The sequence below is a fragment of the Pseudomonas sp. S3_A09 genome, assembly GCF_054668065.1.
Window position 1 is genome coordinate 3151569 of the sequence record NZ_CP162752.1, and the last position, 22684, is coordinate 3174252.

The 22684-nt window shown below is 60.9% G+C and carries 16 protein-coding genes and 2 tRNA genes; 14 read left to right on the forward strand and 4 right to left on the reverse strand.

Features of this window, described 5'->3' with window-relative positions:
- The first annotated feature begins 30 nt into the window (after positions 1–30).
- The 3 genes from AB4N92_RS14725 to AB4N92_RS14735 all read left to right on the forward strand — a co-directional run bounded on the left by AB4N92_RS14725 (position 31) and on the right by AB4N92_RS14735 (position 4636).
- Positions 31–1218, forward strand: coding sequence for an ATP phosphoribosyltransferase regulatory subunit (locus AB4N92_RS14725; protein ID WP_010213606.1), 1188 nt, complete (start codon positions 31–33; stop codon positions 1216–1218).
- A 54-nt stretch (positions 1219–1272) separates the two neighbouring features.
- Positions 1273–2562 carry an adenylosuccinate synthase gene (locus AB4N92_RS14730; RefSeq protein ID WP_010213605.1) on the forward strand — a complete coding sequence of 430 codons (1290 nt, stop codon included), beginning with the start codon at positions 1273–1275 and terminating at the stop codon, positions 2560–2562.
- A 139-nt stretch (positions 2563–2701) separates the two neighbouring features.
- Entirely contained in the window at positions 2702–4636 is a 1935-nt protein-coding gene (locus AB4N92_RS14735; protein WP_010213604.1) for a methyl-accepting chemotaxis protein, read from the forward strand.
- A gap of 93 nt (positions 4637–4729) precedes the next feature.
- Here the strand turns inward: AB4N92_RS14735 and AB4N92_RS14740 are convergent, their stop codons facing one another.
- The 4 genes from AB4N92_RS14740 to AB4N92_RS14755 form a co-directional block, all read right to left on the reverse strand.
- A complete protein-coding gene (locus AB4N92_RS14740) occupies positions 4730–6295 on the reverse strand; it encodes an ABC transporter permease (RefSeq protein ID WP_010213603.1) in 1566 nt (521 codons plus the stop codon).
- Complete coding sequence (locus tag AB4N92_RS14745) at positions 6295–7320, reverse strand: iron ABC transporter substrate-binding protein (protein ID WP_010213602.1); 1026 nt, start codon at positions 7318–7320, stop codon at positions 6295–6297. The genes AB4N92_RS14740 and AB4N92_RS14745 overlap by 1 nt, the downstream gene beginning before the upstream one ends.
- A 144-nt stretch (positions 7321–7464) precedes the next feature.
- Positions 7465–7551, reverse strand: a tRNA-Leu gene (locus AB4N92_RS14750).
- A 152-nt stretch (positions 7552–7703) separates the two neighbouring features.
- Positions 7704–7790 (reverse strand) — tRNA-Leu (locus AB4N92_RS14755).
- Positions 7791–8015: 225 nt separating this feature from the next.
- On the opposite strand from AB4N92_RS14755, the gene rnr reads away from it, so the two are divergent.
- From rnr to AB4N92_RS14810, 11 genes are all read left to right on the forward strand, one after another.
- Positions 8016–10643 (forward strand): ribonuclease R, encoded by a 2628-nt coding sequence (gene rnr / locus AB4N92_RS14760; protein WP_021493243.1) that lies wholly within the window; start codon positions 8016–8018, stop codon positions 10641–10643.
- Complete coding sequence (rlmB, locus tag AB4N92_RS14765; RefSeq protein ID WP_010213600.1) at positions 10640–11395, forward strand: 23S rRNA (guanosine(2251)-2'-O)-methyltransferase RlmB; 756 nt, start codon at positions 10640–10642, stop codon at positions 11393–11395. Before rnr ends, rlmB begins: the two co-directional genes overlap by 4 nt.
- A gap of 309 nt (positions 11396–11704) precedes the next feature.
- Positions 11705–12127, forward strand: a complete 423-nt coding sequence (gene rpsF, locus AB4N92_RS14770; RefSeq protein WP_003236224.1) for a 30S ribosomal protein S6 — start codon at positions 11705–11707, stop codon at positions 12125–12127.
- Between the two features lie 28 nt (positions 12128–12155).
- Positions 12156–12386 carry a 30S ribosomal protein S18 gene (gene rpsR, locus AB4N92_RS14775; protein ID WP_002551829.1) on the forward strand — a complete coding sequence of 77 codons (231 nt, stop codon included), beginning with the start codon at positions 12156–12158 and terminating at the stop codon, positions 12384–12386.
- 36 nt (positions 12387–12422) lie between these two features.
- Positions 12423–13316: a YybS family protein gene (locus AB4N92_RS14780; RefSeq protein WP_460127413.1), complete on the forward strand. Its 894-nt coding sequence runs from the start codon at positions 12423–12425 to the stop codon at positions 13314–13316.
- Between the two features lie 18 nt (positions 13317–13334).
- Positions 13335–13781: a 50S ribosomal protein L9 gene (gene rplI, locus AB4N92_RS14785; protein ID WP_003171376.1), complete on the forward strand. Its 447-nt coding sequence runs from the start codon at positions 13335–13337 to the stop codon at positions 13779–13781.
- Positions 13782–13890: 109 nt separating this feature from the next.
- The gene (gene dnaB, locus AB4N92_RS14790) at positions 13891–15288 is read left to right on the forward strand and encodes a replicative DNA helicase (RefSeq protein ID WP_010213597.1); all 1398 of its coding nucleotides are present in this window, start codon (positions 13891–13893) and stop codon (positions 15286–15288) included.
- Positions 15289–15384: 96 nt separating this feature from the next.
- On the forward strand, positions 15385–17688 hold the full coding sequence (locus AB4N92_RS14795; RefSeq protein ID WP_010213596.1) for a YgiQ family radical SAM protein: 2304 nt from the start codon (positions 15385–15387) through the stop codon (positions 17686–17688).
- Positions 17689–17806: 118 nt separating this feature from the next.
- A complete protein-coding gene (locus AB4N92_RS14800) occupies positions 17807–18739 on the forward strand; it encodes an NAD synthetase (RefSeq protein WP_021493241.1) in 933 nt (310 codons plus the stop codon).
- On the forward strand, positions 18736–19185 hold the full coding sequence (locus tag AB4N92_RS14805) for a hypothetical protein (protein ID WP_010213594.1): 450 nt from the start codon (positions 18736–18738) through the stop codon (positions 19183–19185). The genes AB4N92_RS14800 and AB4N92_RS14805 overlap by 4 nt, the downstream gene beginning before the upstream one ends.
- A 187-nt stretch (positions 19186–19372) precedes the next feature.
- Positions 19373–22663 carry a transglutaminase family protein gene (locus AB4N92_RS14810; protein WP_069672802.1) on the forward strand — a complete coding sequence of 1097 codons (3291 nt, stop codon included), beginning with the start codon at positions 19373–19375 and terminating at the stop codon, positions 22661–22663.
- Positions 22664–22684 lie beyond the last annotated feature (21 nt).

The following is a 22684-nucleotide window of genomic DNA, read 5'->3' on the forward strand; positions in this document are numbered from 1 at the left end:
TGGCCGCCCGGATCAAAGGGGAATGGCGTAATGGCAACGGTAGACCGCTGGCTGCTGCCAGATGGCATCGAAGAAGTACTGCCACCAGAAGCTGCGCGCATTGAAGTAGCGCGTCGCCAGGTGTTGGATCTGTTCCAGAGCTGGGGTTACGAGTTTGTCGTGACCCCCCATATCGAGTACCTGGAATCCCTGCTGACCGGCGCGGGCCAGGACCTGGATCTGCGCACCTTCAAGGTCATCGACCCGCAGTCGGGCCGGCAAATGGGTTTCCGTGCCGACATCACGCCGCAAGTGGCGCGTATCGATGCGCATACCCTGCGCCGCGAAGGTCCGAGCCGTCTTTGCTATGCCGGCAGCGTGCTGCATGCACAGCCGCGTGCGTTGTCGTCGTCCCGGAGCCCGATCCAGCTGGGCGCCGAGTTGTACGGCGATGCCAGCCCGAGCAGCGATGTTGAAGTGATCAGCTTGATGCTGGCCATGCTGCAATTGGCCGATGTGCCGGATGTTCACATGGACCTGGGACACGTGGGTATCTACCGTGGCCTGGCCCGTGCGGCTGGTTTGTCCGGTGAAGTGGAACAGCAGCTCTTCGATGCCTTACAACGCAAGGCCATCGATGAAGTGATCGCCCTGACCGCCGGTGTGCCTGCCGATCTGGCTGACATGCTGCGTGCATTGGTCAACCTGTGCGGCGGCCGTGAAGTGCTGGTCGCCGCGCGTCAGCGCCTGGCCAACGCGCCGGCGCCGGTACTGGCTGCGCTGGACGACGTGCTGGCGATTGCCGAGCAGTTGTCGGCGCGCTTCCCGGAGCTGCCGCTGTACTTTGATCTGGGTGAGTTGCGCGGCTACCACTACCACACCGGTGTGGTGTTCGCGGTATTTGTACCGGGTGTTGGCCAGGCCATCGCCCAAGGTGGTCGTTATGACGATATCGGCGCCGACTTCGGTCGGGCGCGTCCGGCCACTGGTTTCTCCACCGATTTGAAAACCCTGGTGACCCTGGGGCGTGCTGAGGTCGAGCTACCGTCTGGTGGCATTTGGATGCCCGACAGTACGGACGCAGCACTCTGGCAGCAGGTTTGCCAGTTGCGCAGTGAGGGTCAGCGTGTCGTCCAGGCTTTGCCTGGGCAACCATTGGCCGCCGCCCGTGAAGCGGACTGCGACCGGCAATTGATTCTGCAGAACGGGCTTTGGCAAGTATCGCCACTGGCTTCTTGAGTTTTCCTGCCGGCCATCGCCGGCACCAAGTTTGCGCGAATGAGGACAAGTGTTATGGGTAAGAATGTCGTAGTCCTGGGCACCCAATGGGGTGATGAGGGCAAAGGCAAGATCGTTGATCTGCTGACCGAACATGCTGCCGCCGTAGTGCGCTACCAAGGTGGTCACAACGCTGGCCACACCCTGGTCATCGATGGCGAAAAAACCGTCTTGCACCTGATCCCGTCGGGTGTACTGCGCGAAGGCGTGCAGTGCCTGATCGGCAACGGCGTCGTGGTTGCACCTGACGCCCTGCTGCGTGAGATCACCAAGCTGGAAGAGAAAGGCGTACCGGTGCGTGAGCGCCTGCGTATCAGCCCGTCTTGCCCGCTGATCCTGTCCTTCCATGTTGCGCTGGACCAGGCCCGTGAAAAGGCCCGTGGCGAGCTGAAGATCGGTACGACCGGTCGCGGCATCGGCCCGGCCTACGAAGACAAGGTTGCACGTCGTGGCCTGCGTGTGGGCGACCTGCTCAACATGCCGCGCTTTGAAGACAAGCTGCGTGAACTGGTGGATTACCACAACTTCATGCTGGTGGGGTACTACAAAGAGCCAGCCATCGAGTTCGAAAAGACCCTGGCCGAGTGCAAGGAATACGCTGAGCTGCTCAAGCCGCTGATGCTGGACGTGACCGCCGAGCTGCACGACCTGCGTCGCGCTGGCAAAGACATCATGTTCGAAGGTGCCCAAGGTTCGCTGCTGGACATCGACCACGGTACCTACCCGTACGTGACCAGCTCCAACACCACTGCGGGTGGCGTTGCGACCGGTTCGGGTGTTGGCCCGATGTTCCTGGACTACATCCTGGGCATCACCAAGGCTTACACCACTCGCGTAGGTTCGGGCCCGTTCCCGACTGAGCTGTTCGACGAAGTCGGTGCGCACCTGGCCAAGCAAGGTCACGAGTTCGGCGCGACCACCGGCCGTGCTCGTCGTTGCGGCTGGTTCGACGCGGTTATTCTGCGTCGCGCTATCGATGTGAACAGCATCTCGGGCATCTGCCTGACCAAGCTGGACGTGCTCGACGGTCTGGAAACCATCAACATCTGCATCGGCTACAAAGACGCAGAAGGTAAAGATGTGGCCCCGACTGACGCTGACAGCTACGTAGGTCTGCAGCCTGTGTACGAAGAAGTGCCGGGCTGGACCGAATCGACCGTGGGTGCCAAAACCCTGGAAGAACTGCCAGCGAACGCCCGTGCCTACATCAAGCGTGTTGAAGAGCTGATCGGCGCACCGATCGACATTATTTCGACAGGTCCGGACCGCAACGAAACCATCGTTCTGCGTCACCCGTTCGCTTAATAAGCTGTTGATGTAAAAAGCAAAGGGCTCCTCGGGGAGCCCTTTGTCGTTTCTGTCGTTCGGGCGGCACGACCTTTGCTTCGGTTCTCTCTTTCGCGGTGCTATCAAATTAATGGCACCCGTGGTCGAGGGATTCCCGATGTCTGCCGTTCTCTCATTGTTACAAAGCCGTCTGTTGCGGCCGGTGTTCGTTACCCTAGGTATCGCTCTTTTGGTGCAAGTGCTGGTGGCGGTTGCTCTCACACGCAGCACGGTCACGGCGCTGGAGGCTGATCTGGGCAATCGCCTGGGTATCGACAGCCAGAAACTGTCGGCTGAGCTGGCCCAGGCTGGTAAAGAAGTCACATCCAGCCTGGACAGCTTGTCGACCAGTACCCGTCAGCGTCTGACCGCGGGGCTTTCAACCCGCCTGCAGGAAGAGCAGAAGCAGCTGCGTGCGACCCTGGAAAAAGACCTGCAGGACTCCGCCAATGACATGGCGCAGCTGCTGGCCTCGGTGGCGCCGCGTGCCATGTGGGACAGCGACGTGCCGACGCTGTCGGAGTTCGCCCGGCGTGCCCAGCGTAATCCCAACGTGCTGTTCGTAGTGTATGACGACGCGGCGGGTGAGCATTTGACCCGCTACCTCAATCGTGAAAACCCGATCAACCAGGCGTTGTTGGAAAAGGGCAAGGGTGACCGCGCCTTGGATAAAGTGTTGAACGCGGCGAAAGACGACCCTTCTGTGTTTTATGTCGAAGCGTCCATCAGCCCCAATGGCGTGGAGATCGGCAAGGTGCGCATGGGGGTTTCCACTGCCGCGGTGGAGGCTGACCTGGTGGCGCTGGATAAGCGTTTCGCCGCACTGATCGCCAGTGGTGACCAGCTGGTGGGCGACAGTCTCAAGGGCGCGGCGGCTGATAGCGCTGCCGCCATGGGCGCCCGCCTGCAATCCGCACAGGCCACTGCAACCCAGATGACCGCCAATACCACCGGCGCCGTCCAGGACGCTGCTGGCACCTTGCGCTGGCGTATCGGCATGGGGCTCGCGCTGGTCGGTTTGGGTGTATTGCTGTTGATCGCCATCGTGCTGGGGCGCCGGGTAGTCAATCGCCTGAAGTTGCTGATCGCGGCCATGGATGACTTGGCTGCGGGCGAGGGCGACCTCACCAAGCGCGTGCAAATCAGCAGCAAGGACGAAATCGGCGACATGGCCTCGGCGGTCAATCGCTTTGTGGATAAGTTGCAGCCCATCGTGCGCGAAGCCGGGGATGTGGCCCAGCGTACGGGTGTGGAAATCGGTGCCATGACCTTGCGCAATGCCGGTGCTGACGCAGCGGCCGGCTTGCAGCGCGATGAAGTGGCCGAGAGCTTGCGCGCACTGTCGCAAATGGCCGACGAGGCACAGGCCGAAAGCCATGCGATGCAGGCGGCGTTGCAGCAGGTCGTGGATATTCGCCAGGCGACCGATGAGAACTCGCGCACTTCAGCCGAGGTCGGCAGCCTGATCGAAGCGTTGGCAGGCCAGGTACAGGCGGGGTCCCAGGTGATCGAGCGGCTGGCCCAGCAAAGCGAGCAGATCGAGGTGGTGTTGACCGTGATTCATGGTATCGCCGAGCAAACCAACCTGCTGGCGCTCAATGCGGCAATCGAAGCGGCGCGTGCCGGTGAAACCGGACGCGGCTTTGCCGTGGTGGCGGACGAAGTGCGGGCGTTGGCGAGCAAGACCCAAAGCTCCACGGGCGATATCCAGGCGCATATTGTGGCGTTGCAGCAGGGCGCGCGGGAAGCGGTGGACACCATCGGCAAGGCCGGGCGCCAGGCCAGTGAAGGTTTGCTGGTACTGCGCGACAGCGTGCGCCTGCAGCAGACGGTGCAGGCTTCGGTGGAGCAGGTGCATGCCGCGATAGGCTTGGCGACGCGTGCGGCAGAGCACCAGGCCCAGGGTGCCCATGCGGTGCGTGGTCGGGTCGAGGTCATCCATGCCCAGGCCGAACGTGCCGCCCAGGCGGTGCAGGAGACCACCGCCAGTGGCAAGGTGCTGGATGGATTGGCAGCGCAGTTGAAGGCGAGCCTGGGGCAGTTCCGGGCCTAGCGTCGCCTGTTACGGCGTCATCGCGGGCAAGTCCAGCTCCCACCTTGGAATGCATTCCAAAGGTGGGAGTCGGGCTTGCCCGCGATAGCGGTCTCAGCGGCTCAGGTATATCCGCGTCGTGAGCACATACACCGGCAACCCAGACACCAGGATCAACAGTGCTGCATAGGGCGCCGCCGCCGCGAATTCCACATTCGAGGTGTGCGCCCACACCGCCGTCGCCAGGGTATTGAGCCCGGTCGGACTGAGCAGCAGCGTCGCCGTCAGTTCTTTCATTGCATCCAGGAATACCAGTGCAAATGCTGCGCCGAGCGCCGGGAAGATAATCGGCAAGGTCACCCGGCAAAATGCACTGAACGACGAGGCGCCCAGCGTGCGCGCAGCGTCTTCAAGCTGCGGCGCAGCCTTGTTCAACGCTGTGCGAATCGGCGCTTGGGCCAGCGGCAAGAACAGCAGCGCATAAGCAATCAGCAACAGCGCGGAGGTCTGGTACAGCGCCGGCACATAGTGCAGGGCGAAATACACCAGGGTCAGCGCAATCACCAGGCCTGGCAGGGCGTGCAGGAGGTACGGTAGGCGTTCGGCCCAGATCGCCAGCCGGCCCTTGTAGCGCACCACCAGCAACCCGACCGGTACGGCCAATACCAGGCACAGCGCGGCGCCTGCCAGGGACAGCGCCAATGAGGACAGCAATGCCTCGCCGATCTCTGCCACCGGGAATGCTGCGGAAGATCCCACTGCCAACCAGTAACCGAGCATCCCCAGCGGAATCCCGCTGCCGATGATCGCCAACGCCAGGCAATACACCTGGCCCAAGGGTGCCCACTGACCCAGTCGAACCTGCTCCGCATGCCGCGCCGCGCCCTGGCCGATACGCACATGCCGGCCCTTGCCGCGGACCCGCAATTCCAGCCATAGCAGCGTCAGGCACATCACCAACAGCACCGCCGAGAGCATCGCGGCGTTGGCATTGCTGAATTCCAGTTCGAACTGCTGGTAGATCGCGGTGGTAAAAGTTTGCAAGCCGATGATCGACAGCGCGCCGAACTCCACCAGCATATGCAGTGCAATCAATAATGCCCCGGCCAGTAGCGACGGCCACAGCAGCGGCAATGTGATGCGAAAGAACACGCCCCAGCGATTCAGCCCCAGGGTGCGGGCCGACTCCTCCAGGGAGGGGTCAAGATTGCGCAGGGTCGCTGCCACCGGCAGAAAAACCAGCGGATATTTCGACAGGCTCATCACCAGGATGGCGCCGCCGAGCCCTTCGAAACTCGCGCTCAGCGACACCCAGGTGAAGCTGCTGACAAACGCCGGTACCGCGAATGGCAGGCACAGGATCACACCCCAGATGCGTCGCCCTGGCAGGTTGCTACGCTCCAGCAGCCAGGCCAGGGACAGGCCGATTACGGCGCACGTGACCGTCACCCCGACCATCAACGCCAAGGTGTTGCGCAGCAACCCGAACACATACGGCCGCCATAGCAGGTGTACCGCTTCCGCCCAGCCGGCCTGCCAGGCTTTGAGCCCGACATAGGCCAGCGGCAGCAGGCTCAAGCCGACCAAAAACAGTACCGGCAACAACAGCCAGATCGACGGTCGCTTGGGCCTTGGGCTGAAACCCCCGCGCAGGGCAGGGGCGGGTAGCGATGGGTTCATCAGTTCAAGCCAACGTCACGTTCCAGGTCCAGGGCTTCTTCGGCGTTGCCCAGGTCGGCAGGGGTGACTTTCGGCGGTTGCAGCTCGCTGAAAGGCTTGAGGCCGCGGTTGGATTCCATGCCTTTGCGCAGAGGGTACTCGGCCGAGGTGTTGGTGATCACGCGCTGGCCTTCTTCGCTGGCCATGAATGCCAGCAGTTGCTGGGCTTCCTTGGGATGCTTGCTGGACTTCAGCGCCGCCGCCGAAGACACAGTGATCAAGCCACCGGCATCGCCATTGGTGAAGTAATGCAGTTGGGAATCCAGGTTGGTTTTTTCTTTTTTCAGGGCGAACCAGTAGTAGTTGTTCACCAGCACGGTAGCCACTTCGCCATTTTCAACAGCTTTGAGGGCGACCATGTTGTTGCTGTACACCTTGCCGAAGGCGCGCAGGCCGGTCAGCCATTCTTCGGCGGCTTCACGACCGTGCAGCTTGATAATCGCCACGGCCTGTTCCTGGAAAGCGCCGCTGGTAGGCACGAAGCCGACCTTGCCTTGCCACTCGGGGCCGGCGAAATCCAGGACCGATTTCGGCAGGTCTTTTTCAGCGATCAGTTTCGGGTTGAAGGCCACAACGCGAGTGCGCGCGGTCACGCCCATCCAGTCGCCATTGGCGCCGACATAGTCCTTGGGTAATACATCGAGGGTGCTGGCGTCGATTTTCGCCAGCAGGCCTTGTTCGCCGAGTTTGTTCAGCGGTGGCGATTCTTCGGTGTAGATCACGTCGGCAGGCGAGCGGTCGCCTTCTTCAACGACCTGGCTGGCGAGCTGATTACTGCTGCCCTTGCGTACGTTGACATGAATGCCGGTCTTGGCCTCGAAGGCTTTGGCGAGTTCATCGCCGACTTCTTTGTGCTGGCCGTTGTACAAGGTCAGGGAAACCTTGTCGGCGGAATAAGCGGTGGGCGAGAGCAGGGTCAGGCCGAGCAGAGTGAGGGTCAGGCCACGCAGAAGAGATGTCTTGAGACGGGTATCGCGGATGGTCATCCGAAGTTTTCCTCGCTTATGTGCAACAAATCATTGCAAGGATAAACGATAAAGCTTCTCAGGTGCGGGCGAGGGGCAAATCGCTGGGGAAGTTTTTCAGGCCCGGAAACGAAAAAACCCGCTTTCGCGGGTTTGATCTGAATTTGGTGCCCAGGAGAAGACTCGAACTTCCACGACCTTGCGATCACCAGCACCTGAAGCTGGCGTGTCTACCAATTTCACCACCTGGGCATTATCAGCAACGCTTGCGCTGTTGATGGAACGAACTATACGGAGGCCTTTTTGATCTGTAAACCCCTGATTCGAAAAAATAAATCAAGTTTTCCGTTAAAAATCAAAGGCCTGAAACGAAAAAACCCGCTTTCGCGGGTTTAATCTGAATTTGGTGCCCAGGAGAAGACTCGAACTTCCACGACCTTGCGATCACCAGCACCTGAAGCTGGCGTGTCTACCAATTTCACCACCTGGGCATTATCCAACAACGTTGCCGTCGTCGATGGCGCGCACTATACGGAGGGGTCATTAAGCTGTAAACCCCCGCCACGAAAAAATCCTGGAAAATTTCGCCAATGGTCGTGCAAGCTGCTCGTCGGGGGCTGCAAAGGGCTTTTAAAGGCTTGTTGGCGTCTGAAATTTCCCGTTTCAATACGCGTATGCCAAACTAACCCGCATATAGACAAGGTGAAAACTCTCTAATGGCCGATTGGCAGTCCCTCGATCCCGAGGCCGCTCGTGAAGCGGAAAAATATGAAAACCCTATTCCTAGCCGCGAACTGATCCTGGCGCATCTCGCCGATCGGGGTTCGCCTGCTAGCCGCGAGCAGTTGGTTGAAGAATTCGGTCTGACCACCGAAGACCAGCTCGAAGCCCTGCGCCGCCGTTTGCGTGCCATGGAGCGCGATGCTCAACTGATCTATACCCGCCGTGGCACTTACGCGCCTGTGGATAAGCTCGACCTGATCCTGGGGCGCATTGCCGGCCATCGTGACGGCTTCGGTTTCCTGATTCCGGATGACGGCAGCGACGACCTGTTCATGAGCCCGGCGCAAATGCGCCTGGTGTTCGATGGTGACCGTGCCCTGGCGCGGGTTTCCGGCCTGGACCGTCGCGGTCGCCGTGAAGGCGTCATTGTCGAAGTGGTATCCCGCGCCCACGAGTCCATCGTTGGCCGTTACTTCGAGGAAGGCGGCATCGGCTTTGTGGTGCCGGATAACCCGAAGGTCCAGCAGGAAGTGCTGATCACGCCGGGCCGTAATGGCGCCGCCAAGGTCGGCCAGTTCGTTGAGGTGAAGATCACCCACTGGCCAACGGCGCGCTTCCAGCCACAGGGCGACATCGTTGAAGTGGTCGGCAACTACATGGCGCCGGGCATGGAAATCGACGTTGCGCTGCGCACCTACGATATTCCTCACGTCTGGCCCGAGGCTGTGCTGAAAGAAGCCGGCAAGCTCAAGCCAGAAGTGGAAGAGAAAGACAAAGAAAAACGCATCGACCTGCGCCATCTGCCGTTTGTCACCATCGACGGCGAAGACGCCCGCGACTTCGACGATGCGGTCTACTGCGAGGCCAAGCCCGGCAAGCTGCGCCTGTTCTCCGGGGGCTGGAAGTTGTTCGTCGCGATTGCCGACGTGTCCAGCTACGTGAAGATCGGTTCGGCCCTGGATAACGAAGCCCAGGTACGCGGCAACTCCGTGTACTTCCCTGAGCGCGTGATCCCGATGCTGCCTGAGCAGCTGTCCAACGGCCTGTGCTCCCTGAACCCGAAAGTCGACCGTTTGGCCATGGTGTGCGAGATGACCATCTCGAAAACCGGCGAAATGACCGACTACCAGTTCTACGAAGCGGTGATCCACTCCCAGGCGCGTCTGACCTACAACAAGGTCAGCACCATCCTGGAAACGCCGAAGACCAGCGAAGCCAAGGCTCTGCGCAGCGAGTACGCTGATGTGGTGCCGCACCTCAAGCAGCTTTACTCGCTGTACAAGGTGTTGCTGGGCGCACGTCATACCCGTGGCGCGATCGATTTTGAAACCCAGGAAACCCGGATTGTCTTCGGTTCCGAGCGCAAGATTGCCGCGATCACCCCGACCACGCGTAACGATGCGCACAAGCTGATCGAGGAGTGCATGCTGGCGGCCAACGTGGCCACGGCTGAATTCCTGAAGAAGCATGAGATTCCTGCGTTGTACCGTGTGCACGACGGTCCGCCGCCTGAGCGTCTGGAAAAACTGCGCGCCTTCCTCGGAGAGCTCGGCCTGTCCCTGCACAAAGGCAAGGACGGCCCGACGCCGAAGGACTACCAGGCTCTGCTCGCCAGCATCAAGGACCGTCCGGATTACCACGTGATCCAGACCGTCATGCTGCGCTCCCTGAGCCAGGCGGTGTACAGCGCCGACAATCAGGGCCACTTCGGCCTGAATTACGAGGCGTACACCCACTTTACCTCGCCGATTCGTCGTTACCCGGACCTGCTCACGCACCGCGCGATCCGCAGCGTGATCCACTCCAAGCAGAACACGCCGCACGTCAAGCGCGCCGGTGCGATGACCATTCCGAAGGCACGGATCTATCCGTACGACGAAGCGGCCCTGGAACAGTTGGGCGAGCAGTGCTCCATGAGCGAGCGCCGTGCCGACGAGGCCACCCGCGACGTGGTGAACTGGCTCAAGTGCGAGTTCATGAAAGATCGTGTGGGCGAGACCTTCCCTGGCGTGATCACGGCCGTGACCGGCTTTGGCTTGTTTGTCGAGCTGACCGACATCTACGTCGAAGGCCTGGTGCATGTCACCGCCTTGCCGGGTGACTATTACCACTTTGACCCTGTGCATCACCGCCTGGCGGGCGAGCGCACCGGCCGTAGCTTCCGCCTTGGTGATACCGTGGAAGTGCAGGTCATGCGTGTCGACCTCGACGAACGCAAGATCGACTTCGGCATGTCTGACAAGCCAGCCGAATCGCCTGGCAGCCGTAAAAAGCGTGGCAGCGAACCGGCCAGTAAAGGCAAGGCTGCGCCCGCTAAGGCAACGGCCGCCGAGCCTGCGCCAGCCAAGGCCGGTCGTCGCTCGTCGACCAAGGAAAAGGCCCCCGAAGCCTACCGCCCAAGCGACGCTGCGGCGAAAAACGCCGAGCTGCGCAAGAGCCGCGAGTTGAAGCAGCAGTTGCTCAACGAAGCCAAAAGCGGTGGTAAAGCGGCGTCTGGGGGAAAGTCCCGCGGGGCGGAAAATCCGTCGAGCAAGCCTAGTAAACACCGTAAAGGCCCGCCCAAAGCGGGTTCGGCTCCCGCGAAAAGCGGCGGGTCGCGCAAACCTAAGGCCAAGTCATGAGTCTGGAAAAAATCTACGGCGTCCACGCCGTAGAAGCACTGCTGCGTCACCACCCTAAACGCGTCAAGCAAGTGTGGTTGGCAGAAGGCCGCAGCGAGCCGCGCGTGCAAGCGTTGGTCGAGCTGGCGACCCAAAACAAGGTTGCCATCGGCCAGGCCGAGCGTCGCGAAATGGACGTATGGGTCGAGGGCGTCCACCAGGGCGTGGTGGCGGATGTCAGTCCGAGCCAGGTCTGGGGCGAGGCGATGCTCGACGAGCTGCTCGACCGTACCGAAGGTGCGCCATTGCTGCTGGTGCTGGACGGCGTGACCGATCCGCACAATCTCGGCGCCTGCCTGCGTTCGGCGGACGCTGCCGGTGCGCTGGCGGTGATCGTGCCTAAAGACAAGTCGGCGACCCTGACACCCGTCGTGCGTAAGGTCGCATGCGGCGCGGCGGAAGTGATTCCGTTGGTGGCTGTGACCAACCTGGCGCGCACGCTGGAGAAGCTCCAGCAGCGCGGCCTGTGGGTCGTGGGCACGGCCGGAGAGGCCGAGGTCAGTATTTATGACCAGGACCTCACCGGCCCGACCATCCTGATCATGGGGGCTGAAGGCAAGGGCATGCGCCGCCTCACTCGCGAGCATTGCGATTACCTGGTGCATCTGCCGATGGCCGGTAGCGTCAGCAGCCTCAACGTGTCGGTCGCCACCGGCGTGTGCCTGTTCGAAGCCCAGCGCCAGCGTGGCGCCAAGGCCAAGGCCAAGAAGTAATCCCGAGCCTGGCACAGAACCAAAATGTGGGAGGGAGCTTGCTCCCGATTGCGGTGTATCAGTCAGCTGATGTTTGGCTGACACACTGCTATCGGGAGCAAGCTCCCTCCCACATTGGTTTCCGGTGTCAGTAACCATTGTTCAAATAATCACCAATCACCTTGCGCCGCTTCTCCCCCTTCTCTACAATTGCGCCCCTTGCCTTCCAGGCGGGCACCGATGTGCCTCCCCGTGGCAAGATCCATAAGTGTCATTCACTCCTTGTCTGACCGTTTTTGAGCGGCAGGCTACAACCCGTAAGGAGCATTCATGCGTCATTACGAAATCATCTTTTTGGTCCACCCGGATCAAAGCGAGCAAGTCGGCGGCATGGTTGAGCGTTACACCAAGCTGATCGAAGAAGACGGCGGCAAAATCCACCGTCTGGAAGATTGGGGCCGTCGTCAACTGGCCTACGCAATCAACAATGTTCACAAGGCTCACTACGTGATGCTGAACGTTGAGTGCACTGGCAAGGCCCTGGCCGAGCTGGAAGACAACTTCCGCTACAACGATGCTGTGATCCGTAACCTGGTCATCCGTCGCGAAGAAGCCGTTACCGGCCAATCCGAGATGCTCAAGGCTGAAGAAAACCGCAGTGAGCGCCGTGAGCGTCGCGACCGTCCTGAGCACGAAGGCGCTGATAGCGCTGATAGTGATGACAGCGACAACAGCGATAACGCTGACGAGTAATCCACGGACCTTTTAAGGAGCCTATCAAATGGCACGTTTCTTCCGTCGTCGTAAATTCTGCCGCTTCACCGCTGAAGACGTGAAAGAGATCGATTACAAAGATCTCAACACTCTGAAAGCCTACGTATCCGAGACCGGCAAAATCGTTCCAAGCCGTATCACCGGTACCAAAGCACGTTATCAGCGTCAGCTGGCCACCGCTATCAAGCGCGCCCGCTTCCTGGCCCTGCTGGCCTACACCGACAGCCACGGCCGCTGAGACCGGGCAGTCGACAAGTAGTAAGGGATTGAATGCATGCGCGCCTTAGCTGAGTTCATCATGCGCGGTCGTGTGCAGGCCACTCTGGTAGTGGCTGGATGTGCAGGATTGCCGTTGTTGTATTGGTTGGGTGCTGCCGCTGGATGCCTTGTGCTCCTGCGGCGCGGTTTGCAGGATGCCATTGGCGTCCTGGCCCTGGGAGTCGTGGCTGCCTTGATCTGGTGGCTGCAACTGGGCGAACCCAAAGTGCTTCTGGTGCTGCTGGGGTCGTCGAGCCTTGCGTTGGTTTTGCGCGCAAGTGAGTCCTGGGTCCGCACGCTGCTGGTCAGCGTGGCACTGGGGTTGGTGTTTTCGGTGTTGATTGACGCGGCTTTCCGCCCGCAGATCGAGGCGCTGTCGCAAGAGATCGTCAAGATCCTGCCGATGGCCCTCGGGGAACTCTACCAGCAGCTGTCGGTAGAAGAGCGAGCGCGACTGGCAACACTGATTGCACCGGCCCTGATCGGCCTGATGGCGGTAATGATGCAGATCGTCAGTTTGCTGAGCCTGATGCTTGGGCGTTATTGGCAGGCGTTGTTGTACAACCCGGGTGGTTTTGGTCGCGAGTTTCGCAGTATCAGAATCCCCGTGGGCCCGGCGATGTTGCTGCTGGCACTCATGGTGGTCGGACCGTACTTCGGTTCACACGCCGCCTTGCTGGTGCTGTTTTGCAGCGTACCGCTGGTGTTTTCCGGACTGGCCCTGATGCATGGGCTGGTCGCGCAGAAGCGCCTGGCCAAGTTCTGGCTGGTGGGGATGTACGTAACGATGCTGGTGTTCATGCAACTGATCTATCCGTTACTCGTGGTTTTGGCCATTGTCGACGGCCTGATTGATTTTCGCGGTCGTCTGGCGCCGAAAGACGCCGATAACGCGAACGGTGAAGGTTAAAAGTTAGAGGATTTTCACATGCAACTGATCCTTCTGGAAAAAGTCGCCAACCTGGGCAACCTGGGCGACAAAGTGAACGTTAAGGCCGGTTACGGTCGTAACTACCTGCTGCCATACGGCAAAGCCACCGCTGCAACCGCTGCCAACCTGGCTGCGTTTGAAGAGCGTCGTGCTGAGCTGGAAAAAGCAGCAGCAGACAAAAAAGCTTCGGCCGAAACTCGCGCTGCCCAACTGGCTGAGCTGGAAGTGACTATCACTGCCACCGCCGGTGACGAAGGCAAGCTGTTCGGTTCGATCGGCACCCACGACATCGCTGATGCACTGACCGCCTCCGGCGTTGAAGTGCAGAAGAGCGAAGTTCGTCTGCCGAACGGCACCATCCGCAACGTAGGCGAATTCGACGTAGCCGTGCACCTGCACGCCGAAGTTGAAGCCACCGTACGCGTTGTCGTGGTAGCAGCTTAAAGCAAGCTAACTGACTGGCACCCCCGGTGTCAGGCGGTTAACATCGGGCACGATCCTGTTTACAGGTCGTGCCTTTTGTTTTTCTACACACCCCTAATTCCAAGTGGCCATGAACGATATTTCAGCTCCTGAGCAATACGATCTGCAAACCGCTGCCCTGAAGGTGCCGCCGCATTCCATCGAGGCCGAACAGGCTGTGCTCGGTGGTTTGATGCTGGACAACAACGCCTGGGAACGCGTGCTGGATCAAGTCTCGGACGGTGACTTCTATCGCCATGACCACCGCCTGATTTTCCGCGCCATCGCTAAGCTGGCCGACCAGAACTCACCTATCGATGTGGTGACCTTGGCCGAGCAACTGGACAAGGAAGGCCAGACCTCCCAGGTCGGCGGCCTCGGCTACCTCGGTGAGCTGGCGAAAAATACGCCGTCCGTCGCCAACATCAAGGCCTACGCCCAGATCGTTCGCCAGCGGGCCACGTTGCGCCAACTGATCGGCATCAGCACCGAGATTGCCGACAGCGCCTTCAACCCGGAAGGGCGCACCGCCGAAGAGATCCTTGACGAGGCCGAGCGCCAGATCTTCCAGATCGCCGAGGCCCGCCCGAAAACCGGCGGCCCGGTGGGCGTCAACGAGCTGTTGACCAAGGCCATCGACCGTATCGACACGCTGTTCAACACTGACGCGGCCATCACCGGTATTTCCACCGGCTACACCGACCTCGACGAGAAGACCAGCGGCCTGCAGCCGTCCGACTTGATCATCGTCGCCGGTCGTCCGTCCATGGGCAAGACCACCTTCGCGATGAACCTGGTGGAAAACGCCGTGTTGCGCAGCGACAAGACCGTCCTGGTTTACTCCCTGGAGATGCCAGGTGAGTCGCTGATCATGCGTATGCTCTCGTCCCTGGGGCGTATCGACCAGACCAAGGTGCGTTCCGGCCAGCTGGAAGACGACGACTGGCCGCGCCTGACCTCAGCGGTCAACCTGCTCAATGACCGCAAGCTGTTCATCGACGACACCGCGGGCATCAGTCCTTCGGAAATGCGTGCACGTACCCGCCGCCTGGTGCGTGAACACGGCGACATCGCGCTGATCATGATCGACTACTTGCAGTTGATGCAGATCCCGGGCTCCAGCGGTGACAGCCGGACCAACGAGATTTCCGAGATCTCTCGGTCCTTGAAAGCCTTGGCCAAGGAATTCAATTGCCCGGTGGTGGCGCTGTCCCAGCTCAACCGTTCCCTGGAACAACGTCCCAACAAGCGCCCGGTGAACTCCGACTTGCGGGAATCCGGAGCGATCGAGCAGGACGCCGACGTGATCATGTTCGTGTACCGCGACGAGGTGTATCACCCCGAGACCGAGCACAAGGGCATTGCCGAGATCATTATCGGCAAACAGCGGAACGGTCCCATCGGCTTTATCCGCCTGGCGTTCATCGGTAAGTACACCCGCTTCGAAAACCTCGCGCCAGGCAGCTACAACTTCGACGACGACGAATAACCCGTCTGCTCAATTCCGACCATTACCGTCGGAATTGGTCAAAATTTGTGCTATATTCCGCGCCCGCGATTTTCCATCTCAACACCGGTCACCGTCATGCAAACAGCCAAGCCGTTATTTGACTATCCCAAGTACTGGGCCGAATGTTTCGGTCCAGCGCCATTCCTGCCCATGAGCAGGGAGGAGATGGATCAGCTTGGCTGGGATTCCTGCGACATCATCATCGTCACCGGTGATGCCTACGTTGACCATCCGTCGTTCGGCATGGCGATCATCGGCCGGCTGCTGGAGTCCCAGGGCTTCCGCGTCGGGATCATTGCCCAGCCGAACTGGCAGTCCAAAGACGACTTCATGAAGCTCGGCGAGCCGAACCTGTTCTTCGGCGTCGCGGCCGGCAACATGGACTCGATGATCAACCGCTACACCGCCGACAAGAAAATCCGCTCCGACGACGCCTACACCCCTGGCGGCATGGCCGGCAAACGCCCGGACCGCGCCAGCCTGGTGTACAGCCAGCGTTGCAAGGAAGCCTACAAGAACGTGCCGATCGTACTCGGCGGCATCGAAGCCTCCCTGCGCCGCATCGCTCACTACGACTACTGGCAGGACCGTGTGCGCAACTCGATCCTGATCGATGCCACCGCCGATATCCTGCTGTACGGCAACGCCGAGCGTGCGATTGTCGAAGTTGCCCAGCGCCTGTCGTGGGGGCACAAGATCGAAGACATCACCGACGTGCGCGGCACCGCGTTCATTCGTCGTGATACGCCGGTGGGTTGGTACGAAGTCGACTCCACGCGGATCGACCGTCCGGGCAAGATCGACAAGATCATCAACCCGTACGTCAACACCCAGGACACCCAGGCCTGCGCCATCGAGCAGGAAAAGGGGCCGCAGGATGATCCGGAAGAAGCCAAGGTCGTACAGATCCTGGCCAGCCCGCGCATGACCCGCGACAAGACCGTGATCCGCCTGCCGTCGGTGGAAAAAGTGCGCAATGACGCGGTGCTCTACGCCCACGCCAACCGCGTGTTGCACCTGGAAACCAACCCAGGCAACGCGCGCGCCCTGGTGCAGAAGCACGGTGAAGTGGACGTGTGGTTCAACCCGCCGCCCATCCCGATGACTACCGAAGAAATGGACTACGTGTTCGGCATGCCTTACGCACGTGTTCCGCACCCTGCGTATGGCAAGGAAAAGATCCCGGCCTACGACATGATTCGTTTCTCGGTGAACATCATGCGTGGCTGCTTTGGCGGCTGCACCTTCTGCTCCATTACCGAGCACGAAGGTCGCATCATCCAGAACCGTTCCGAAGAGTCGATCATCCGCGAGATCGAAGAGATCCGCGACAAGGTCCCAGGCTTCACCGGCGTGATCTCCGACCTCGGTGGCCCGACCGCGAACATGTACCGCATCGCCTGCAAGAGCCCGGAAATCGAATCCGCGTGCCGCAAGCCGTCGTGTGTGTTCCCGGGTATCTGCCCGAACCTGAACACCGATCACTCGTCGTTGATCCAGCTCTACCGCAGCGCTCGTGCGTTGCCGGGTGTGAAGAAGATCCTGATCGCCTCCGGCCTGCGCTATGACTTGGCTGTTGAGTCGCCGGAATATGTGAAAGAGCTGGTTACCCACCACGTGGGTGGCTACCTCAAGATCGCCCCGGAACACACCGAGGAAGGTCCGCTCAACCAGATGATGAAGCCGGGCATTGGCAGCTATGACAAGTTCAAGCGCATGTTCGAGAAGTACACCAAGGAAGCGGGCAAGGAGCAGTACCTGATTCCTTACTTCATCGCCGCCCATCCCGGCACCACCGATGAGGACATGATGAACCTCGCCCTGTGGCTCAAGGGCAACGGCTTCCGTGCCGACCAGGTGCAGGCGTTCTACCCGTCGCCGATGGCCACCGCCACCGCGATGTACCACTCAGGCAAGAACCCGCTGCGTAAGGTCACCTACAAGAGTGACGCGGTGACCATCGTCAAGAGCGAGGAACAGCGCCGCTTGCATAAGGCCTTCCTGCGCTACCACGATCCGAAAGGCTGGCCGATGCTGCGAGAAGCGTTGACCCGCATGGGCCGCGCCGACCTGATCGGGCCGGGCAAGGACCAACTGATCCCGCTGCACCAGCCGGCTACCGACAGCTACCAGAGCGCGCGTCGCAAGAACTCGACGCCAGCCGGCAGCCATAAGGTCGCCAAGGAAACCACCACCAAGATCCTCACCCAGCACACCGGGCTGCCGCCACGTGGTAGCGACGGCAGCAACCCGTGGGACAAGCGTGAGCAAGCCAAGGCCGCGGCCCAGGCGCGCAACAAGCAGGCCGCCAAGGAGCGCGCCGATGCGGCCAAGGGCAAGGGCGGCAAGCCTGCGCGCAAGCCGGTCGTGCCGCGTTGATCGCAGCCTGAACATGCAAAACGCCAGCCTTGTGCTGGCGTTTTGCTTTCTAGCCGGTGGGTAGGCCGTTTGTTAAGGTGGCGCGCACGGCCACCACCCCTTTCAAGGAAGAACACTTATGAGCAACCCCCTGCTCAATATCGGCATGGATTCCAACCGCTCCCAATTCATGGCGCGCCAGCGCATCGAAAGCCAGATCAACCTGCCGCGCCTGTTCGCGGCCATCGACGCCGACCCCGGCATTGTCGGCGCGGGTGTCGTGTATATCGATGCCGATTTCAACGTGATCACCCTGCGCGAGTTCAAGCCTATCTGCAGCATCAGGCCCAAGCGCATTATTTTGCGCGAGGCGCAGAAGTACATTTCGCCTGCGCAGTTTGTGGAACAAGTGAAGACCGATCCTCGGGAAGGACGCCTTCAAAAAGAGGCGTTTGATATGGGCCTTTCCTGTGGTGCGGCGGTAATCGGTTGGATTGTGGTGTTCAGCGGCAGTGTCGCCGTACCGTTCACGGCCGGTGCCAGTGCATTTGTGGTTGGCATTGGTATCACGGCGGCGCTGGCCAGCAGCGCGCAATGTGGGTTTGGTGTGGCGCGTACGTATAACGAAGTGCTTGATCCTGATGCCAATGACCGTATGGACGACGCCGAATGGTACGGCGCCGTTTCACCTATCCTCGATGCGGCCTCTTTGGTGGGCATTGGCACGGGTGCGTTGACTACCGTCAGGCTGCTCAAGGCCAACAAGGCCGCAGCATTGGGCAAGAGTTGGTACGAACTGCTCAAGGGCCTGAGCCGCCAGGAACGCAAGAAGTTGACCAGGGAACTGCTTAGCCTCAGGGACCCAAGCCTGACGCCCAAGCTACTCAAATTGCAGCAGCGCGCCGGCAAGATGACAAAGAGCTACAGTTCCACGGAGATCCGTCATGCCACCTTGACCCAACTCAAGGATGCCCTGGGCGGGCTCTTGGGTATCTGGGGCAGCCATAGAACGGGCCACGTAGGCACTGCCGAGACCATCGCCATTGGCCTGTACGAGGACTTGACGGAATGAACGGCTTCCCCGAGATGGGCAGTTTCCTCGCGCGCTATTTCCCCGTATTCATGGGGACGATTTTCATGGCGATCTTTTCCGGCTCCGCTGCGGTTTCCATGGCTGGCGTGACCTATTTGCGCGGCCTTGATCCCGCGCTCAAAGCCAACTATTCAATAGGCGCAATATTGGTACTGGTGGCGGTGCTGGTCTTTGGCAACGTCATGATCGCCCGCGGCTATCCCTGGGCTACGCGGCTGGTGGCGGCTTACTTGGGCGTTTGTCTGTTGTTCGTACTGCCAATGATGCAATACGATCTCAACATGCTGGTCTATGGCTCGGCTGTACTCTTTCCGCTGTTGGGGTTACTGCTGCTCAACAGCAAACGCCACCGCGAAATGCGCAAAAAACTGTTCGAGATACGCCACCTGCGCCAAGCCGCAATCGCAAGGCGCAAAACCCGTTGATTGAGTAGATTCACCACCCATCCTCATACTGGCGCCACAAATGTGTGCGGCTCTTGCACCGTGGCCCGTACGTTGGCGCCGTTTTGGTGCTGTACTGCACCGGGTCTTACGATAAAGCGCAATGACCGCCGCTCTGGCATAAGTCTTGCGCGCTTTGTTCCCATGCCCTGGCTCGCAGGAGGCCGCCGTGTCGATTCATGTCGCGTTGCACCACGTTACGCATTACCGCTACGACCGCGCGGTCGAACTCGGCCCGCAGATTGTGCGTTTGCGCCCGGCGGCCCATAGCCGCACGCGGATTTTGTCCTACGCGCTGAAAGTGCTGCCCGAGCAGCATTTCATCAACTGGCAGCAAGACCCCCAGGGCAATTACCTGGCGCGGTTGGTGTTTCCGGAAAAGACCGACGAGCTACGCATCGAAGTCGACCTGGTCGCCGAGATGGCGGTATTCAACCCGTTCGACTTTTTCCTCGAACCCTACGCCGAAAACATCCCCTTCAGCTACGCCGCCGATGAGCAGCGCGAACTGGCGCCGTACCTGGAAACCTTGCCGCTGACGCCGAGGTTTGCCGCCTACCTGGCCGGAATAGACCGCACGCCGCTGCCTGCCGTGGACTTTCTGGTGGGCCTCAATCAACGCCTGGCGGCCGATATCGGCTACCTGATCCGCATGGAGCCGGGTGTGCAAACCCCGGAGTTCACCCTGGAGAACGCCTCCGGCTCCTGTCGCGATTCGGCCTGGCTGCTGGTGCAGTTGTTGCGCAACCTCGGCTTGGCCGCACGATTTGTGTCCGGCTACTTGATCCAATTGACCGCCGACGTCAAAGCGCTCGATGGCCCGTCCGGTACCGAGGTGGACTTCACCGACCTGCATGCCTGGTGCGAAGTGTATCTGCCCGGCGCCGGCTGGATCGGCCTGGACGCCACCTCCGGGCTGTTTGCTGGTGAGGGCCACATACCATTGGCCTGTAGTCCCGATCCATCTTCGGCGGCACCGATCAGTGGGTTGGTGGAACCGTGTGAGTGCGAATTCACTCACGAGATGTCGGTAGAGCGGATTTGGGAAGCGCCGCGCGTCACCAAGCCCTACACCGAAGAGCAATGGCTGGCGATCCAGGCCTTGGGCCGTCAGATCGATGGCGACCTGCTCAAAAACGATGTACGCCTGACCATGGGCGGCGAACCGACTTTCGTCTCCATCGACGATCCCGACGGCGCCGAATGGAACACTGCCGCCCTTGGCCCGGACAAGCGCCGGTTATCCGCCGAGCTGTTCCAGCGCATGCGCAAGCACTATGCGCCCAAGGGTTTGGTGCACTTCGGCCAGGGCAAGTGGTACCCCGGCGAGCAATTGCCGCGTTGGTCGCTCAACTGCTACTGGCGCCGTGACGGTGTGCCGATCTGGCACAACAGCGCGCTGATTGCCGATGAACAAGAGGATTATGGCGCGGACGGTGCGCTGGCCGGGCGGTTCCTGGCCAGTGTCGCCGAGCGTCTGAAGCTGCCGGCGCGTTTCGTGTTTCCAGCCTTCGAAGACAATTTCTACTACCTGTGGCGCGAGGGTGCGCTGCCGCAAAACGTCAACGCCCAGGACCCGCGCCTGAGTGACGACCTGGAGCGCGAGCGCCTGCGCAAAGTGTTCAACCAGGGCCTGGATAAAGTCATCGGCCAGGTGCTGCCGCTGGCGCGCACGGCGGCTAATGACCGCTGGCAAAGTGGGCGCTGGTATCTGCGCGATAACCACTGCCGACTAGTGCCGGGGGATTCGCCGCTGGGATATCGCCTGCCATTGGCCTCGCAGCCTTGGGTGACGGCGGCAGAGTACCCGTTTGTGCATCCGACTGATCCTAATCAGGATCAGCCGGAGCTGCCATCCAGTGCGCAGCTGCAACGCCACGGTGAGCCCGCGCCGAGTGATGAGCGCGTGCCCAAGGTGGACGAGTCCGCGGACTGGCTGACTCGCACCGCCCTGTGCGCCGAAGCACGGGAAGGGCGCCTCTATCTGTTCATGCCGCCCCTGGAGCGCGTTGAAGACTATCTGGAACTGGTGGCAGCCATCGAAGCCTCTGCCGAGGAACTGCATTGTCCGGTATTGCTCGAAGGCTATGAGCCGCCAGCCGACACGCGCCTGAGCAACTTCCGCATCACGCCGGACCCGGGCGTGATTGAGGTCAACGTGCAGCCCTCCGCCACCTGGGACGAATTGGTAGAACGCACCGAATTCCTCTATGAAGAGGCGCGGCAAACGCGTTTGACCACCGAAAAATTCATGATCGACGGGCGCCATACGGGCACCGGCGGCGGTAACCACTTTGTGCTGGGCGGCGCGACGCCCAAGGACTCACCGTTCCTGCGCCGACCCGATTTGCTGCGTAGCCTGATCAGCTACTGGCATAACCATCCTTCGTTGTCCTACCTGTTTTCCGGTCTGTTCATCGGCCCGACCTCCCAGGCACCACGGGTGGACGAGGCGCGCAACGACGCGTTGTACGAGCTGGAAATCGCCTTTGCGCAAATGCCTTCGCCCGGCGAGGAATGCCCGCCCTGGTTGGTGGACCGTCTGCTGCGAAACCTGCTGATCGACGTGACCGGCAACACCCACCGCGCCGAGTTCTGCATCGACAAACTCTACTCACCGGACGGCGCCACGGGCCGCCTAGGCTTGCTGGAATTGCGCGCGTTTGAAATGCCGCCCCATGCACGCATGAGCCTGACTCAGCAATTGCTGCTGCGCGCCTTGGTGGCACGCTTCTGGCGCGAACCCTACGCGCCGCCGAAGCTGGCACGCTGGGGCACTGAGTTGCACGACCGTTTCCTGCTGCCGCATTTCATTGAGCAAGACTTTGCCGACGTAATCGTCGAACTCAACGCCGCCGGTTACCCGCTGCGCGCCGAGTGGTTTGCCGCGCACCTGGCGTTCCGTTTCCCCAAAGTCGGTGACTACGCCGTCAACGGGATCGAGCTGGAGCTGCGCCAGGCCCTGGAGCCCTGGCACGTACTGGGCGAGGAGGGCGCGGTGGGCGGTACGGTGCGGTATGTGGACTCCTCTCTGGAGCGCCTGCAAGTCAAGTTGACCGGGCTGCCACCGCAGCGCTACCTGCTGACCTGCAACGGCATCCCGGTGCCGCTGCAAGCCACCGGGCGTGTCGGTGAGTTCGTCGCTGGCGTGCGTTACCGCGCCTGGCAACCGGCCAACTGCCTGCAGCCGACCATCGCGGTGCACGCGCCGCTGGTGTTCGATCTACTGGATACCTGGATGCAGCGTTCGCTGGGCGGCTGCCAGTATCACGTCGCCCATCCGGGCGGGCGCAATTACGACAGCTTGCCGGTGAATGCCAACGAGGCAGAGAGCCGGCGCATGGCACGGTTTTTCCGGCTGGGGCACACACCAGGCAAGCTTCCGGTGCCGACGGTAGTGGTGAACGATGAGTTGCCCATGACCCTGGATCTCCGGCGTTTCCCCAATAAGAACGACTAAATGCAGTTAAAATGTGGGAGC